This is a genomic window from Pseudomonas sp. Tul2A7 (assembly GCF_054790505.1).
Genome location: NZ_CP186499.1, coordinates 1,050,252 through 1,067,344, shown reverse-complemented (window position 1 = coordinate 1,067,344; position 17,093 = coordinate 1,050,252). Strand labels below are relative to the sequence as shown.

The 17,093-nt window shown below is 59.5% G+C and carries 16 protein-coding genes; 9 read left to right on the top strand and 7 right to left on the bottom strand.

Annotated elements, in window-relative coordinates; genetic code table 11:
• Positions 1–41: 41 nt before the first annotated feature.
• Positions 42–422 carry a hypothetical protein gene (locus ACOYXJ_RS05035; protein WP_460368211.1) on the bottom strand — a complete coding sequence of 127 codons (381 nt, stop codon included), beginning with the start codon at positions 420–422 and terminating at the stop codon, positions 42–44.
• Between the two features lie 296 nt (positions 423–718).
• Here ACOYXJ_RS05035 and kdgD point away from each other — a divergent pair, with 296 nt between their 5' ends.
• The 5 genes from kdgD (at position 719) to ACOYXJ_RS05010 (ending at position 8,124) form a co-directional block, all read left to right on the top strand.
• A complete protein-coding gene (kdgD, locus tag ACOYXJ_RS05030) occupies positions 719–1,630 on the top strand; it encodes a 5-dehydro-4-deoxyglucarate dehydratase (RefSeq protein WP_016984321.1) in 912 nt (303 codons plus the stop codon).
• A gap of 75 nt (positions 1,631–1,705) precedes the next feature.
• Complete coding sequence (locus ACOYXJ_RS05025; protein ID WP_034154458.1) at positions 1,706–3,151, top strand: aldehyde dehydrogenase family protein; 1,446 nt, start codon at positions 1,706–1,708, stop codon at positions 3,149–3,151.
• Between the two features lie 143 nt (positions 3,152–3,294).
• Complete coding sequence (locus ACOYXJ_RS05020) at positions 3,295–4,656, top strand: MFS transporter (RefSeq protein WP_007915342.1); 1,362 nt, start codon at positions 3,295–3,297, stop codon at positions 4,654–4,656.
• 11 nt (positions 4,657–4,667) lie between these two features.
• Complete coding sequence (gene garD / locus ACOYXJ_RS05015) at positions 4,668–6,221, top strand: galactarate dehydratase (RefSeq protein WP_034154460.1); 1,554 nt, start codon at positions 4,668–4,670, stop codon at positions 6,219–6,221.
• Positions 6,222–7,182: 961 nt separating this feature from the next.
• A complete protein-coding gene (locus ACOYXJ_RS05010; protein WP_460368208.1) occupies positions 7,183–8,124 on the top strand; it encodes an AEC family transporter in 942 nt (313 codons plus the stop codon).
• 108 nt (positions 8,125–8,232) lie between these two features.
• On the opposite strand, the gene ACOYXJ_RS05005 is transcribed toward ACOYXJ_RS05010, so the two are convergent.
• The 6 genes from ACOYXJ_RS05005 to gatC form a co-directional block, all read right to left on the bottom strand.
• Entirely contained in the window at positions 8,233–8,613 is a 381-nt protein-coding gene (locus ACOYXJ_RS05005; protein WP_016984177.1) for a carboxymuconolactone decarboxylase family protein, read from the bottom strand.
• Positions 8,610–9,671 (bottom strand): calcium/sodium antiporter, encoded by a 1,062-nt coding sequence (locus tag ACOYXJ_RS05000; RefSeq protein ID WP_460368206.1) that lies wholly within the window; start codon positions 9,669–9,671, stop codon positions 8,610–8,612. Before ACOYXJ_RS05000 ends, ACOYXJ_RS05005 begins: the two co-directional genes overlap by 4 nt.
• Before the next feature lie 46 nt (positions 9,672–9,717).
• The gene (locus ACOYXJ_RS04995) at positions 9,718–10,089 is read right to left on the bottom strand and encodes a septal ring lytic transglycosylase RlpA family protein (RefSeq protein ID WP_150792335.1); all 372 of its coding nucleotides are present in this window, start codon (positions 10,087–10,089) and stop codon (positions 9,718–9,720) included.
• 148 nt (positions 10,090–10,237) lie between these two features.
• On the bottom strand, positions 10,238–11,683 hold the full coding sequence (gatB, locus tag ACOYXJ_RS04990; protein WP_007915352.1) for an Asp-tRNA(Asn)/Glu-tRNA(Gln) amidotransferase subunit GatB: 1,446 nt from the start codon (positions 11,681–11,683) through the stop codon (positions 10,238–10,240).
• Positions 11,684–11,693: 10 nt separating this feature from the next.
• Positions 11,694–13,145 carry an Asp-tRNA(Asn)/Glu-tRNA(Gln) amidotransferase subunit GatA gene (gatA, locus tag ACOYXJ_RS04985; RefSeq protein ID WP_102900695.1) on the bottom strand — a complete coding sequence of 484 codons (1,452 nt, stop codon included), beginning with the start codon at positions 13,143–13,145 and terminating at the stop codon, positions 11,694–11,696.
• Between the two features lie 16 nt (positions 13,146–13,161).
• The gene (gene gatC / locus ACOYXJ_RS04980) at positions 13,162–13,449 is read right to left on the bottom strand and encodes an Asp-tRNA(Asn)/Glu-tRNA(Gln) amidotransferase subunit GatC (protein ID WP_007901429.1); all 288 of its coding nucleotides are present in this window, start codon (positions 13,447–13,449) and stop codon (positions 13,162–13,164) included.
• Between the two features lie 211 nt (positions 13,450–13,660).
• On the opposite strand from gatC, the gene mreB reads away from it, so the two are divergent.
• The 4 genes from mreB to ACOYXJ_RS04960 all read left to right on the top strand — a co-directional run bounded on the left by mreB (position 13,661) and on the right by ACOYXJ_RS04960 (position 17,092).
• Positions 13,661–14,698: a rod shape-determining protein MreB gene (gene mreB, locus ACOYXJ_RS04975; protein WP_002555108.1), complete on the top strand. Its 1,038-nt coding sequence runs from the start codon at positions 13,661–13,663 to the stop codon at positions 14,696–14,698.
• Positions 14,699–14,875: 177 nt separating this feature from the next.
• Positions 14,876–15,967, top strand: a complete 1,092-nt coding sequence (mreC, locus tag ACOYXJ_RS04970; protein WP_460380877.1) for a rod shape-determining protein MreC — start codon at positions 14,876–14,878, stop codon at positions 15,965–15,967.
• The gene (gene mreD, locus ACOYXJ_RS04965) at positions 15,967–16,458 is read left to right on the top strand and encodes a rod shape-determining protein MreD (RefSeq protein WP_016984171.1); all 492 of its coding nucleotides are present in this window, start codon (positions 15,967–15,969) and stop codon (positions 16,456–16,458) included. The genes mreC and mreD overlap by 1 nt, the downstream gene beginning before the upstream one ends.
• A 37-nt stretch (positions 16,459–16,495) precedes the next feature.
• Positions 16,496–17,092 carry a Maf family protein gene (locus ACOYXJ_RS04960; protein ID WP_150792337.1) on the top strand — a complete coding sequence of 199 codons (597 nt, stop codon included), beginning with the start codon at positions 16,496–16,498 and terminating at the stop codon, positions 17,090–17,092.
• Position 17,093 lies beyond the last annotated feature (1 nt).

The window sequence follows — 17,093 nt, the reverse complement described above, 5'->3', positions numbered from 1 at the left end:
TTCAGCTGAAAGGCGCGCCCGATCAACAGGCGTGTCAGGAATCAGGCTTCGATGCGCAGAACCAACGGCGCCGAACACGGCTCCATACTCGACTCATCACAAAACTTGTAGCGCAGTTCAATCTCTCTGTTCAGGTACGGACGCAGCGCTTCTTTGGGGATCTGCAACTCGATCCCCGTCAGTTTTTCCATCTCGTCTTCAGCATCGTCCCAGGTGCCAGTGTCCACTTCTTCGCCTGCCCATTCCGGTTCTTCCGGGTCGCCGCCGAGAATCGGGTAGACGCTCCAGTTCGCCGGAAAATCGCTGGAGTCCGGGACCTGCATGATCAATACATCGGGTAGCGCGGATAGCTGAAGGGTGAGGGTGTCAGACGCAGAAGAAGCGATTTGCGCGAGGGTCGGTGCAGCATAATTCACAAACATTTCGGTTTCCATCGAGGGTTCGCCACGATCCTTCGTGGCAGTCGTCGCACCTTACCCGGCGTTTCTCCAGCGCTCAGTAAACGAATTTTGACCAGACATTTCCGCGCTAGAACCCTTTAAATACGGGCTTTTACGACGAGTCCTGCCAAGTCTTAAACAGTTTTGTCCGACAAAAAAACACTCACAACGATGAAATGCAGTTGACGGTTATTATTTAAGTTGTACGATGACCTACAACTTCAGCGAAGGCTGAACGGACCAATCACAAAAAACGTTGCTACCAGGGTGTTCGAATAATGAATCCACAAGAACTGAAGTCCATCCTCTCTGCCGGCCTGCTGTCTTTCCCGGTGACCGATTTCAACGCGCAGGGCGATTTCAATCGCGCCGGCTACATCAAACGCTTGGAATGGCTGGCTCCGTATGGCGCTTCAGCCTTGTTCGCCGCCGGCGGCACCGGTGAGTTCTTCTCCCTGGCTGCCAGCGAATACTCGGAAATCATCAAGACTGCCGTCGACACCTGTGAAACCAGCGTGCCGATCCTCGCCGGTGTCGGTGGTTCGACCCGTCAGGCCATCGAATACGCTCAGGAAGCCGAGCGTCTGGGCGCCAAAGGTCTGTTGCTGCTGCCGCACTACCTGACCGAAGCCAGCCAGGACGGCGTTGCCGCTCACGTTGAAGCCGTGTGTAAATCGGTCAACATCGGCGTAGTCGTTTACAACCGCAACGTTTGCCGCCTGACCGCGCCGCTGCTGGAACGTCTGGCCGAGCGCTGCCCGAACCTGATCGGTTACAAGGACGGTCTGGGTGATATCGAGTTGATGGTGTCGATCCGTCGTCGCCTCGGTGATCGCTTCAGCTATCTGGGTGGTCTGCCGACCGCCGAAGTCTACGCCGCTGCCTACAAGGCGCTGGGCGTACCGGTTTACTCCTCGGCGGTGTTCAACTTCATCCCGAAAACCGCGATGGACTTCTACCACGCGATCGCCCGTGAAGATCACGCCACCGTCGGCAAGATCATCGACGACTTCTTCCTGCCGTACCTCGACATCCGCAACCGCAAGGCCGGTTATGCCGTGAGCATCGTCAAGGCAGGCGCGAAAATCGCTGGCTATGACGCAGGCCCGGTGCGGGCGCCGCTGACCGATCTGACTGGCGAAGAGTACGAAATGCTCGCTGCGCTGATCGACAAGCAAGGTGCGCAGTAACACCCGACAAAAACGCGGCCGCTGAGTAATCAGCGGCTTTTTGCGTAAAGGCTTTTAGTTTTGAGGGCTGCCCCTGTGACAAATGCAAAACGCTACGACAACTACATCAACGGTGAATGGGTTGCCGGTGCCGACTACTCGGCCAACATCAACCCGTCGGAACTGAGCGACACCATCGGCGATTACGCCAAGGCTGACCTGACTCAGGTTCACGCCGCCATCGACGCTGCCCGCGCGGCATTCCCGGCGTATTCGACTTCGGGTATTCAGGCCCGTCACGATTCGCTGGATAAAGTCGGAACCGAGATTCTGGCTCGTCGCGAAGAGCTCGGCACCCTGCTGGCCCGGGAAGAGGGCAAGACTTTGCCCGAGGCTATCGGCGAAGTGACTCGCGCCGGCAACATCTTCAAGTTCTTCGCCGGTGAATGCCTGCGCTTGTCCGGCGACTACGTGCCGTCGGTGCGTCCGGGCGTCAACGTCGAAGTCACCCGCGAAGCACTGGGCGTGGTCGGTCTGATCACTCCGTGGAACTTCCCGATCGCGATTCCGGCGTGGAAAATCGCGCCAGCCTTGGCCTATGGCAACTGCGTGGTGTTGAAACCGGCCGATCTGGTGCCGGGTTGCGCTTGGGCACTGGCGGAAATCATTTCCCGCGCAGGCTTCCCGGCCGGCGTGTTCAACCTGGTGATGGGCAGCGGTCGCGTGGTTGGCGATGCGCTGGTGCAGAGCCCGAAAGTCGACGGCATCAGCTTCACCGGTTCGGTGGGTGTGGGTCGTCAGATCGCGGTCAACTGCGTGTCGCGCCAGGCCAAGGTTCAGCTGGAAATGGGCGGCAAGAACCCGCAGATCATTCTTGACGACGCCGACCTCAAACAAGCGGTCGAGCTGTCGGTGCAGAGCGCGTTCTACTCCACCGGCCAACGTTGCACCGCGTCGAGTCGCTTGATCGTCACTGCCGGTATTCACGACAAGTTCGTCGAGGCCATGGCCGAGCGCATGAAGTCGATCAAGGTCGGCCACGCACTGAAATCCGGCACCGATATCGGTCCAGTGGTTTCCCAGGCGCAGCTTGAGCAGGACATGAAGTACATCGACATCGGCCAGTCCGAAGGTGCGCGTCTGGTCAGCGGCGGTGGATTGGTGACCTGCGACACCGAGGGTTACTTCCTCGCGCCAACGCTGTTTGCCGACAGTGAAGCGTCGATGCGCATCAGCCGCGAAGAGATCTTCGGCCCGGTGGCCAACATCGTTCGCGTGGCTGACTACGACGCGGCGCTGGCGATGGCCAACGACACCGAATTCGGTCTCTCGGCGGGTATTGCGACCACCTCGTTGAAGTACGCCAACCACTTCAAGCGCCATTCGCAAGCCGGGATGGTGATGGTCAATCTGCCGACCGCTGGCGTCGATTACCACGTTCCGTTCGGTGGCCGTAAAGGTTCATCCTATGGATCACGTGAGCAAGGCCGCTATGCGCAAGAGTTCTACACGGTCGTGAAGACCAGTTACATCGGTTCCTGATACACGCAATACCCCTGTAGGAGCTACCGCAGGCTGCGATCTTTTGATCTCGATCTTAAAGATCGCAGCCTTCGGCAGCTCCTACAGGGAATACCAAAGAAGATTCACCCGCGCATAAAAATAATCAGTGGGAGTACATCTACATGCAATCGTCCAAGCCGACTCACGTCCGCTATTTGATCTTGCTCATGCTGTTTCTGGTGACCACGATCAACTACGCCGACCGTGCCACGATCGCCATTGCCGGCTCCAGCCTGCAAAAAGATCTGGGCATCGACGCAGTCACCCTCGGCTACATCTTCTCCGCATTCGGTTGGGCCTACGTGGCCGGGCAAATTCCCGGTGGCTGGCTGCTCGATCGCTTCGGCTCGAAAAAAGTCTATGCCCTGAGCATCTTCACCTGGTCGCTGTTCACCGTGCTGCAAGGCTTTGTCGGTGAATTCGGCATGTCCACGGCCATCGTTGCGCTGTTCATGCTGCGCTTCCTCGTTGGCCTGGCTGAAGCGCCATCGTTCCCCGGCAACGCGCGCATCGTGGCGGCGTGGTTCCCGACCGCTGAACGCGGCACCGCCTCGGCGATCTTCAACTCGGCGCAATACTTTGCCACCGTGTTGTTCGCACCGCTGATGGGCTGGATCGTTTACTCCTTTGGCTGGGAGCACGTGTTTATCGTCATGGGGATTCTCGGAATCATCTTCTCGCTGGTCTGGCTGAAAGTGATCTACAGCCCGCGTGAACACCCGCGTATCAACGAAGCCGAGTTCAAACACATCGCTGAAAACGGCGGCATGGTCGACATGGATCAGAAGGGCAAAAAGTCCGACGGTCCGAAGTGGGATTACATCCGTCAGCTGCTGACCAACCGCATGATGCTCGGCGTGTATCTGGGCCAGTACTGCATCAACGGCATCACTTACTTCTTCCTGACCTGGTTCCCGGTGTATCTGGTGCAAGAGCGTGGCATGACCATTCTCAAGGCTGGTTTCATCGCCTCGTTGCCGGCAATCTGCGGCTTTATCGGCGGCGTGCTCGGCGGGGTGATTTCCGATTACCTGCTGCGCAAGGGGCACTCGCTGACCTTCGCCCGCAAAGCGCCGATCATTGCCGGCCTGCTGGTTTCCAGCAGTATCGTTGCCTGCAACTATGTTGAAGTGGAATGGATGGTCGTTGGCTTCATGGCCTTGGCGTTCTTCGGCAAAGGCGTTGGCGCACTGGGTTGGGCGGTGGTTTCCGACACCTCGCCAAAACAGATCGCCGGTCTGAGCGGTGGCCTGTTCAACACTTTCGGCAACATCGCTTCGATCACCACGCCGATCGTGATTGGCTACATCATCAGCTCCACCGGCTCGTTCAAATGGGCGCTGGTGTTCGTCGGTGCCAACGCACTGGTCGCGGTATTCAGCTATCTGGTCATCGTTGGCCCGATCAAACGTGTGGTACTCAAAGAGCCACCAACCAACGGCGGTGTTGAAGCCAGCGGTAAATTGTCCCAAGCGCATTCCTGAGGAGCGGCGTCATGCAGTTGATTGAACATTCCGACTCGCCGCGCCACATCCGCCTGCACGAGCGGGACAATGTGGTGGTTGTGGTCAACGACCAGGGCGCACCGGCCGGCACTGAGTTTGCCGATGGCCTGGTGACGCTGGAATTTGTGCCGCAGAGCCACAAGGTCACCCTTGAAGACATTCCTGAGGGCGGCCAGGTGATTCGCTACGGTCAGGTGATTGGCTACGCGTTGCAGCCGATTCGCCGTGGCAGTTGGGTCAAGGAAGATCAACTGCGCATGCCGACCGCGCCGCCGCTGGACAGCTTGCCGCTGTCCACCGAGGTGCCGGACGCGCAGGCACCGCTGGAAGGCTTCACGTTCGAGGGTTATCGCAACGCTGACGGTACCGTCGGCACGCGCAATATTCTTGGCATCACTACGACCGTGCAGTGCGTCACCGGCGTGCTTGATCACGCGGTTAAACGCATCAAGGAAGAACTGCTGCCGAAGTACCCGCACGTCGATGACGTGGTGGCGCTGACTCATAGCTATGGCTGCGGCGTGGCGATTACCGCCACCGACGCCTACATCCCGATCCGCACCGTGCGCAATCTGGCGCGCAACCCGAACCTCGGTGGCGAGGCGTTGGTGATCAGTCTGGGCTGCGAGAAATTGCAGGCCGGGCAGGTGATGCACGAGGACGATGCTTCGGTGGATCTGAGTGATCCGTGGCTGTATCGCTTGCAGGATTCCAGTCACGGTTTTACCGAGATGATCGAGCAGATCATGGCGCTGGCCGAAGTCCGACTGAAGAAGCTCGACCAGCGCCGCCGCGAAACCGTGCCGGCTTCCGAGCTGATCCTTGGCATGCAGTGCGGCGGCAGTGATGCGTTCTCTGGGATCACCGCCAACCCGGCGCTGGGCTACGCCTCGGACTTGTTGTTGCGCGCGGGGGCGACGGTGATGTTTTCCGAAGTCACCGAAGTGCGCGATGCGATTTATCTGCTGACTTCACGCGCCGAAAGCAAAACCGTCGCCGAGGAACTGGTGCGTGAGATGGATTGGTACGACCGTTACCTGGCCAAGGGTGAAGCGGATCGCAGCGCCAACACCACACCGGGCAACAAGAAGGGCGGGTTGTCGAACATTGTCGAGAAGTCGTTGGGTTCGATCGTCAAATCCGGCAGCAGTGCGATCAATGGCGTGCTCGGCCCGGGCGAGCGGTTCAAGCAGAAGGGTTTGATTTTCTGTGCGACGCCGGCGAGCGATTTTGTCTGCGGCACGTTGCAGTTGGCGGCGGGGATGAACCTGCATGTGTTCACCACCGGGCGTGGCACGCCTTATGGCTTGGCGATGGCGCCGGTGGTGAAGGTTTCGACGCGTACGGAGTTGGCGCAGCGCTGGCCGGATCTGATCGACATTGATGCCGGTCGGATTGCTACCGGGCGCGCGACGATCGAGGAGTTGGGTTGGGAGTTGTTTCACTACTATCTGGATGTGGCGAGCGGCAAGCAGCAGACGTGGGCGGAGAAGCACAAGCTGCATAACGACATTACGTTGTTTAATCCGGCGCCGATTACCTGATGGTTTGGGGGAAGGTCAAAAGCTGCCCTCACCCCAGCCCTCTCCCGGAGGGAGAGGGGGCCGACCGAGTTGTCTGGCGCTATACATCGACCTGAAATACCGAGTCGATTATGGATTCAGCGATGTCATTTCAGGTCGATGGATTTCTGGAATATCTCCCGATCGGTCCCCTGTCCCTCGGGGAGAGGGCTAGGGTGAGGGGCCGACCGAGTTGTCTGGCGCTATACATCGACTTGAAATACCGAGTTGATTATGGATTCAGCGATGTCATTTCAGGTCGATGGATTTCTGCAATATCCCCCGATCGGTCCCCTCTCCCTCGGGGAGAGGGTTAGGGTGAGGGGCCGACCGAGTTGTCAGGCGCTATACATCGACTTGAAATACCGAGTTGATTATGGATTCAGCGAAGTCATTTCAGGTCGGTGGATTTCTACAATATCTCCCGATCGGTTCCCTCTCCTTCGGGGAGAGGGTTAGGGTGAGGGGCTGATCGAGTTGTCTGGCGCTATACATCGACCTGAAAAATCGGGTCGATTATGGATTCAGCGATGTCATTTCAGGTCGATGGATTTCTGCAATATCCCCCGATCGGTCCCCTCTCCCTCGGGGAGAGGGTTAGGGTGAGGGGCCGACCGAGTTGTCTGGCGCTATACATCGACCTGAAATACCGAGTCGATTATGGATTCAGCGATGTCATTTCAGGTCGATGGACTTCTGCAATATCCCCCGATCGGTCCCCTCTCCCTCGGGGAGAGGGTTAGGGTGAGGGGCCGACCGAGTTGTCAGGCGCTATACATCGACTTGAAATACCGAGTCGATTATGGATTCAGCGATGTCATTTCAGGTCGATGGATTTCTGCAATATCCCCCGATCGGTTCCCTCTCCCTCCGGGAGAGGGCTAGGGTGAGGGGCTTTTGCTTTATCATTGGCGCCTAACGACGCTCACCCAAGGCTCCCGGCATGCTGGCAATTTTCCTCGAAACCCTGAACATCACCGCGCCGGTGTTTGCCATGCTGTTTCTCGGTGTGCTGCTCAAGCGCATCGACTGGATCAACGACAACTTCATCCACACCGCCTCGTCGCTGGTGTTCAACGTCACCATGCCGGCGCTGCTGTTTCTCGGCATTCTGCATGCCGATCTGCACGCCGCGTTGCAACCGTCCCTGCTGATCTACTTCTCCCTCGCCACGCTGGTGAGCTTTGCCCTGGCCTGGGGTTGGGCGATTTTCAAATGCCCGCGTGAAGATCGCGGCATCTACACCCAAGGCGCATTTCGCGGCAATAACGGCGTCATCGGCCTGGCGCTGGCAGCGAGCATGTATGGCGATTACGGGATTTCCCTCGGGGCGATTCTCGCGGCGCTGGTGATCCTGTTCTACAACACGCTGTCGACCATCGTGCTCGCAGTTTACAGCCCGGTGATCAAGTCCGATCCGTGGAGCATCTGCAAAAGCGTGTTCAGCAATCCGCTGATCATCAGCGTGATTGCGGCGGCGCCGTTTGCCTATTTCAAGATCGGTTTGCCGGGATGGCTGGAGACGTCCGGTCAGTATCTGGCGCAGACCACGTTGCCACTGGCGCTGATCTGCATCGGCGGCACGCTGTCACTGGCGGCGTTGCGCAAGAGCGGCAATATGGCGCTCAGTTCGAGCCTGGTGAAGATGGTCGGCTTGCCGGTGCTGGCAACGTTGGGGGCTTGGTTGTGGGGCTTTCGTGGGGCGGAGTTGGGGATACTGTTTTTGTATTTCGGCAGCCCGACGGCGGCGGCGAGTTTTGTCATGGCCCGCGCGGCGCAGGGCAATCATGAATTGGCGGCGGCGATTATCGTGATGACCACGTTGATGGCGGCGATTACCACCAACGTCGGGATCTTCATTTTGCAGTGGGGTGGGTGGATCTGATTTTGATGTTGTGGTGTTGCTCAGGGCCTCTTCGCGAGCAGGCTCGCTCCCACATTTGAAATGCATTCCATTGTGGGAGCGAGCCTGCTCGCGAAGGCGTCAGTTCAATCACTCAGGTTTCTGGTAGGTATCGATCACTTCCTGCGCCGCACGAAACGCATCAATCGCCGCCGGCACGCCGGCATACACCGCGCAATGCAGCAGCGCCTCACGAATCTCGTCGACCGTGCAGCCATTGTTCAACGCACCGCGCACATGGCCCTTCAGCTCTTGCGGGCACTTCAATGCGGTCAGCGCGGCAAGGGTGATCAGGCTGCGGGTTTTCAGCGGCAGACCTTCGCGATTCCACACACCGCCCCAGGCATGTTCATTGACGAAATCCTGCAGCGGCTGGGTGAACTCGGTGGCGTTGCCCAAGGCGCGATCAACAAACGCATCGCCCATTACCTGGCGGCGGACTTCAACCCCGGACTTCTTCGATTCGGTCATGGTTTATCACTCTTGTGGTGTTGGCGGCGCCAGGCGCGTATCGACGTGAAAAACAAGAACGTCAGCAGCGTTGGCAGGACATAAAACAACATCATTCGCTCAAGCTTGCCGGCCAGGGGCATGCCGGTGGTGAACGACACCACGTGCAGCCCATAGGCCAGATACAAACCGAGCAGCAACAGACCTTCGGCCCGCGTCACGCGGTAACCGGAATAGAACACCGGCAGGCACAGCGCGGCGACACCGAGCATCACCGGCAGGTCGAAATCCAGCGCGTTCGGCGACACCGACAGCGGCGTCGGTGCAATCAGTGCGGTGAGGCCCAGCACGCCGAGCAGGTTGAACAGGTTGGCACCGATCACGTTGCCCACGGCGATATCGCGTTGCCCACGCAATGCGGCGATCAACGAAGTGGCCAGTTCCGGCAGGGAGGTGCCGACAGCGACAACGGTCAGGCCAATGACGCGCTCGGAAAATCCAAGATCAGTTGCCACCACCACGGCAGCTCCGAGCAAAAGGTGCCCGGCAAATACCAGCATCGCCAAACCGACGATGATCATCAGCGAACTGCCGATCCATGACGCTTGGCTTGTTTCAACGCGGTCCGTGTGCGGCCGCGTCGAGTGCCGTGACTGGCGCAACAGTAAGCCGAGATACAGCGCCAATGCGCCGAGCAGCAGGATGCCGTCGAAGCGTTCGATCTCCTCGTTCCACGCCAATATGAACACCAGCAGACTGGCGCCGATCATCAGCGGAATGTCGAGGCGCACCAGTTGCCGCGAGACGCGCAGCGGGATGATCAGCGCCGACAGGCCGAGGGTGACGAGGATGTTGAAGATGCTGCTGCCAACCACGCTGCCGACCGCAATATCGGGGTTGTGCGCCAACGCCGCTTGCACGCTGACGGCCATTTGCGGTGCGCTGCTGCCGAGGGCGACGATGGTCAGGCCGATGATCAGCGGCCGTACATGCAGACGCGCCGCCAGACGCACTGCCGCGCGCACCATCAATTCGGCGCCAAAGATCAGCAGGCACAGACCGGCCAGCAGTTCGATCACGCTGATCAGGGGTAAGTCGGCTAATCCGAAAATGGTCAGCGCTCCATCAGTCGAGGGCCTGCACGCGAACCCGTGCGGTGCCGCTGCGCAGCATGCCGAGTTGTTCGGCGGCCTCGCGGGAGACGTCGATCAGGCGTCCACGGGTATGCGGGCCACGGTCATTGATACGGACCACGACGGATTCATCGTTTTTCAGGTTGGTGACCTTCACCCGTGTGCCGAATGGTAACTGGCGATGGGCGGCGGTCAGGGAATTCTGGTTGAACGCTTCGCCACTGGCGGTGCGTTTACCGTGGTGCCTGGCACCGTAATAAGAGGCGACGCCGGTCTGGTCGTAACCGTGCGGGTCGATGGTGTCGGTGCTGGCGCAACCGGCCAGGAGAGAGAGCAGGGCAAAAAGGCTGAGCAGACGCTTCATTCAAGGTTTCCCAAAAACAAATGTAGGAGTGAGCCTGCTCGCGATAGCGCAATGTCAGACACCGGAAAAGTGACTGTCAAATCGCTATCGCGAGCAGGCTCACTCCTACAGGGGATGGAGCCAGGCTGTTTGTCTGGCTCCATTTTCATCAGCCTTCGAGCTTGCTTTTCAGCAGTTCGTTCACTTGCTGCGGGTTGGCTTTGCCTTTCGACGCTTTCATCGCCTGGCCGACGAAGAAGCCGAACATCTTGCCGCGTTTGGCTTCATCCGCTGCACGATATTGTTCAACCTGCTCGGCGTTGGCCGCGAGCATTTCGTCCAGTACCGCCGAGATCGCACCGCTGTCGGTAACCTGCTTCAGGCCACGTTTTTCGATGATCTCGTCCGCGCTGCCTTCACCGTTGGCCATCGCTTCGAACACCACTTTGGCGATCTTGCCGGAGATGGTGTTGTCCTTGATGCGCTGCAGCATGCCGCCCAACAGTTCAGCCGAAACCGGCGACTCGTCGATGTCCAGGCCTTGCTTGTTGAGCAGGCTGCCCAACTCGACCATCACCCAGTTCGCCGCCAGTTTGGCGTCGCCGCCGATGGCCGCAACCTTCTCGAAGTAATCGGCTTGCTCACGGCTGGTGGCCAGCACGTTGGCGTCGTACGCCGACAGACCGAACTGGCTCTGGAAACGTTCGCGTTTCTGCGGTGGCAGTTCCGGCAGGGTGGCGCGCACCTCGCCGAGGAACGACTCTTCGATGACCACCGGCAGCAGGTCCGGATCGGGGAAGTAACGGTAGTCGTTGGCTTCCTCTTTCGAACGCATCGGACGGGTTTCGTCCTTGTTCGGATCGTACAGACGGGTCTGCTGGATCACTTTGCCGCCGTCTTCGATCAGCTCGATCTGACGCTGGATCTCGGAGTTGATCGCCTTCTCGATGAAGCGGAACGAGTTCACGTTCTTGATCTCGCAGCGCGTACCGAATTCGACCTGGCCTTTCGGACGGATCGACACGTTGCAGTCGCAACGCAGCGAACCTTCGGCCATGTTGCCGTCGCAGATGCCCAGATAGCGGACCAGCGCGTGGATTGCCTTGACGTAAGCAACGGCTTCCTTGGCGCTGCGCATGTCCGGCTCGGACACTATTTCCAGCAGCGGCGTGCCGGCACGGTTCAGGTCGATGCCGGTGGCACCGTTGAATTCTTCGTGCAGGCTCTTGCCGGCGTCTTCTTCCAGGTGCGCGCGGGTGATGCCGACACGTTTGACGGTGCCGTCTTCCAGGGCGATGTCCAGGTGGCCTTTGCCGACGATCGGCAATTCCATCTGGCTGATCTGATAGCCCTTCGGCAAGTCCGGGTAGAAGTAGTTTTTACGGGCGAACACGTTGTGCTGACCGATCTCGGCGTCAATCGCCAGACCGAACATCACCGCCATGCGCACCGCTTCCTGGTTCAGTACCGGCAGAACGCCGGGCATGCCCAGGTCGATCAGGCTGGCCTGAGTGTTCGGCTCGGAACCGAATGTGGTGGAACTACCGGAAAAGATTTTCGACCGGGTAGTGAGCTGAGTGTGAATCTCCAGCCCGATCACGACTTCCCATTGCATGTGTGTCTCCTCAGAAGCCGGTTGGGGTGCGGGTGTGCCAGTCAGTGTTCAACTGATACTGGTGCGCAACATTGAGCAAACGGCCTTCCTGGAAATACGGCGCGAGCAACTGCACGCCAACCGGCAGACCGTCGACAAAACCGGCCGGCATTGACAGGCCCGGCAGGCCCGCGAGATTGGCGGTGATGGTGTAGACGTCTTCCAGATAGGCAGCGACCGGGTCGCTGTTCTTGGCGCCAAGCTTCCAGGCCGGGTTCGGCGTGGTCGGGCCGAGGATGATGTCGACTTCATTAAAGGCAGCCATGAAATCGTTCTTCACCAGGCGACGGATCTTCTGCGCTTTCAGGTAGTAGGCGTCGTAGTAACCGGCGGACAGCGCGTAGGCACCAACCATAATCCGGCGCTGTACTTCCGGGCCGAAGCCTTCGCCACGCGAGCGTTTGTACAGGTCGATCAGGTCTTTCGGTTGCTCGCAGCGATGGCCGAAACGCACGCCGTCGAAGCGCGACAGGTTGGAAGACGCTTCTGCCGGCGCGATCACGTAGTACGCAGGGATCGCGTGCTGCATGTTCGGCAGGCTGATTTCCTTGATCACGGCACCGAGCTTCTGCAGCTCTTTGATGCTGTTCTGGATCAGCTCGGCGATGCGCGGGTCGAGACCGGCGCTGAAGTATTCCTTCGGTACACCGATGCGCAGGCCTTGCAGCGAGTCGCCGAGGCTGGCGGAGTAATCCGGCACCGGCTCATCGATGCTGGTGGAGTCGTTCTGATCGAAGCCAGCCATACCTTGCAACAAAATTGCGCAGTCTTCGGCCGTGCGCGCCAACGGGCCGCCCTGATCCAGGCTGGAGGCGTAAGCGATCATGCCCCAGCGCGAAACGCGACCGTAGGTCGGTTTCAGGCCGGTGAGGTTGGTGAATGCCGCCGGCTGACGAATCGAACCGCCAGTGTCGGTGGCCGTCGCCGCTGGCAGCAGACGAGCGGCAACTGCCGCCGCCGAACCGCCGGACGAACCGCCTGGTACATGTTCCAGGTTCCACGGGTTTTTCACCGCGCCGTACCAGCTCGACTCGTTGGCCGAACCCATGGCGAATTCGTCCATGTTGGTCTTGCCCAGGGTCACAGCGCCGGCAGCCGCCAGTTTCGCGACCACGGTGGCGTCGTACGGGGCTTTGAAGTTGTCGAGCATCTTCGAGCCGCAGCTGGTGCGAATGCCCTGGGTGCAGAACAGGTCCTTGTGAGCGATCGGCGCGCCGAGCAGGGCGCCGCTCTCACCGTTGGCGCGGCGGGCATCGGCGGCTTTCGCCTGCTCGAGGGCCAGCGCTTCGGTGAGGCTGATGAAACTGTTGAGCTGCGGATCGAGCTGGGTAATGCGCGCCAGCAGGACTTTGGTCAGCTCTTCGGAGGAAAACTTTTTATCGGCGAGACCGCGGGCGATCTCGGCCAGAGTCATTTGATGCATTGCAGGCTCTTTCCCTTTAGTCGATGACTTTCGGAACCAGATACAGGCCGTTTTCGACCGCTGGTGCGATGGACTGGTAGGCCTCGCGGTGATTGGTCTCGGTCACAACGTCGGCGCGCAGGCGCTGACTGGCTTCCAGCGGGTGGGCCAGAGGCTCGATTCCGTCGGTATTAACAGCCTGCATTTCGTCGACCAGACCGAGAATGCTGTTGAGAGCGGAAGTAATGTGTGGAAGATCGGCATCATTGAGGCCAAGGCAGGCCAGATGAGCGATTTTTTCCACGTCGGAGCGTTCTAGCGCCATCGGGATTCTCCTGTGGAAAACAGAACGGACGGCGTCCGTGTGTTAGATTGTCGGAACACTACCGCACTTCTACGGTCATAAGGCCGCGATTGTGGGGCTTGGTGCACAGAAAAGCGGCCAATTTAACATATTGGCGCCTTGCCCAAAATCCCTGTCGTTGTTAGAGTTTGCCGCACTTTTTTACCCACGCGTTGCCTAGGGTCCCTTTCCCATGTTCAAGAAACTGCGTGGCATGTTTTCCAGCGATCTTTCCATTGACCTGGGCACTGCCAACACCCTTATTTACGTGCGCGAGCGCGGTATCGTCCTGAATGAGCCATCGGTTGTGGCCATTCGGACACACGGTAACCAGAAAAGTGTCGTTGCTGTCGGCACCGAGGCCAAGCGCATGCTCGGCCGTACGCCGGGCAACATTGCTGCCATTCGTCCGATGAAGGACGGCGTTATCGCCGACTTCAGCGTCTGCGAAAAGATGCTGCAATACTTTATTAACAAGGTTCACGAAAACAGCTTTCTGCAGCCTAGCCCTCGTGTGCTGATCTGCGTTCCATGCAAATCCACCCAGGTTGAACGTCGTGCCATCCGTGAATCGGCCCTCGGTGCCGGTGCGCGTGAAGTGTTCCTGATCGAAGAGCCAATGGCTGCTGCGATCGGTGCCGGCCTGCCGGTCGAAGAAGCGCGCGGTTCGATGGTCGTGGATATCGGTGGTGGTACCACTGAAATCGCACTGATCTCCCTGAACGGTGTGGTCTATGCCGAATCCGTCCGCGTTGGCGGCGACCGCTTCGACGAAGCGATCATCACCTACGTGCGCCGTAACTACGGCAGCCTGATCGGTGAGTCCACCGCTGAGCGCATCAAACAGGAAATCGGTACGGCCTACCCGGGCGGCGAAGTTCGCGAAGTCGACGTTCGCGGTCGCAACCTGGCCGAAGGCGTTCCACGCGCATTCACCCTGAACTCCAACGAAGTACTGGAAGCTCTGCAAGAGTCTCTGGCGACCATCGTTCAGGCTGTGAAAAGCGCGCTGGAGCAATCGCCGCCGGAACTGGCTTCCGACATCGCCGAGCGTGGCCTGGTGCTGACCGGTGGTGGCGCATTGCTGCGTGACCTCGACAAGTTGCTGGCCCAGGAAACCGGTCTTCCAGTGATCGTTGCCGAAGATCCGCTGACCTGTGTTGCTCGCGGCGGTGGCCGTGCATTGGAAATGATGGATAAGCACACCATGGATCTGCTCTCGAGCGAATAAGTCGCCGGGTGCAATACGTGGGTGAGCGCGCAGGCAGCACTTTGCAGTGCTGCCTGTTGGCGTTTATCTTCTGTCAGTCTTCATCCAGGCCGGTTTGATGCCGTATGAATAAACAGAACATTTGCCTGGGAGGAGCGGCTTATTAAACCGCTTTTCGCCAAAGGCCCTTCGTTGGGTGTGCGCCTGTTGGTGCTGGCCGTGCTATCGGTCGCGTTGATGGTGGTCGATGCCCGCTTCGACCTGCTCAAGCCTGCACGCAAACAAGCGTCGCTGGTGCTGATGGATGCCTACTGGATCACTGACCTGCCCGGACGGCTGTGGGAAGGGATTGCCAGCCAGTTCGGCAGTCGCACCGAGCTCATCGCCGAAAACGAAAAGCTCAAGACCGAAAACCTGCTTTATCAAGGGCGTATGCAGAAATTGGCCGCCCTGACGGAGCAGAACGTTCGATTGCGCGAGTTGCTCAACTCTTCCGCGCTGGTCAATGAGAAGGTCGAAGTGGCCGAGCTGATCGGCATGGATCCCAATCCCTTCACCCATCGAATCATCATCAATAAAGGTGAGCGCGACGGCGTGGTGCTCGGTCAGCCGGTGCTCGATGCTCGCGGTCTGATGGGGCAAGTGGTCGAGTTGATGCCGTACACCTCGCGTGTATTGCTGTTGACCGACACCACCCACAGCATTCCTGTGCAGGTGAACCGTAACGGACTACGGGCGATTGCCAGCGGTACCGGCAACCCGGAGCGCCTGGAATTGCGGCATGTCGCCGACACGGCGGATATCAAGGAAGGCGATCTGCTGGTCAGCTCCGGTCTCGGACAGCGTTTCCCGGCGGGTTATCCGGTGGCGACGGTCAAGGAAGTGATCCATGACTCTGGCCAGCCATTTGCGATCGTTCGCGCGGTACCGACCGCTGCGCTGAACCGCAGTCGCTACTTGCTGCTGGTGTTCAGTGACTCACGTACGGCTGAGGAACGCGCCAACGACGCTGCGCAGGCTCAGGAAATTCTGGATGCCCATGGCGGCGGTCCGATGATGCCTGCCAACGTTTCGAAACCTCTGGTCATGCCGGTGCCTGCCGCCCCTTCGACTCCCGAACAGGCGCCAGCAACCACAGCGCCCGCCGCGACGGCGGTCAAACCGGGTGCAAGCAAACCGCCAGCGACTGTACCGGCTGCGGCGAAGCCCCCGGCCTCTTCGCCAGCCGCCGGCAAACCACCCGCCAAACCACCGGTCACGGCGCCAGTCACCACCAGGGGACGAGAATAATGGTCGGTGTGAAAGCTTCTCGGAATGGCTGGATGGTCTGGCTGACATTTTTGATCGGCCTGTTGCTCAGCGTGTCACCGTTGCCGATCTTCATGGAAATCCTTCGCCCGCTGTGGCTGGCCTTGCTACTGACGTTCTGGGCGCTGTACATGCCGCAGACGGTCGGCATGGTCACGGCGTTCTGTCTGGGGTTGGCCGAAGACGTATTGCAAGGCGATCTGTTTGGGCAAAACGCGCTCATCCTCTCGCTGATTACGTTCCTGGTGCTGTCATTGCAGCAGCGCTTGCGGATGTTCCCGATGTGGCAGCAGTGTCTGGTGATCCTGGTGATCTTTGGCCTCGCGCAACTGGTGCAATTGTGGCTCAGCGCCCTGACTGGCAACCGCCAGCCGACTCTGGCGCTGGTACTGCCGGCGCTGGTCAGCGCCTTGCTCTGGCCCTGGGTCAGCTTCGCCCTGCGTGGATTGCGCCGCCGCTACAAAATCAATTGAGCCGGTGAAGCAGGGCACTGAACAGGGAGATGTTTTGATGAAGCCGCTTTACCTCGCCTCCGGATCGCCGCGTCGCCGTGAATTGCTCACGCAGATCGGCGTTCCGTTCTCCGCCATCAGTGCGGATATCGACGAAACCCCGTTACCCGAAGAATCGCCGTCGGCCTATGTCGAGCGCCTCGCGCGTGGCAAGGCCGAGGCGGGGCGCCGTACAGTCGTGTCCGCTCAGCCGTGCTGCGTGCTGGGTGCCGACACCGCTGTGGTGCTGGACGGCAAAATTCTTGGCAAACCGGTGGACGAAGCCGATGCATGCGCCATGCTGATGATGTTGTCCGGCAAGGAACATGAAGTGCTGACCGCCATTGCCGTGCTTGAAGACGAGCGCTGCGAATCGCGGGTGGTGCGCAGCCTGGTGCGGTTCCGTCCGATCAGCGGTGCAGAAGCTGCTGCCTATTGGGCCAGCGGCGAGCCGCGGGACAAGGCCGGCGGTTATGGCATTCAGGGGCTCGGCGCGGTGTTTGTCGCCGGGCTCAACGGCAGTTACTCGGCGGTGGTCGGACTGCCAGTTTGCGAAACCGCAGAACTGTTAAGCCATTTCGGCATACCCTGTTGGCAAAACCTGAACGCGCAATAAG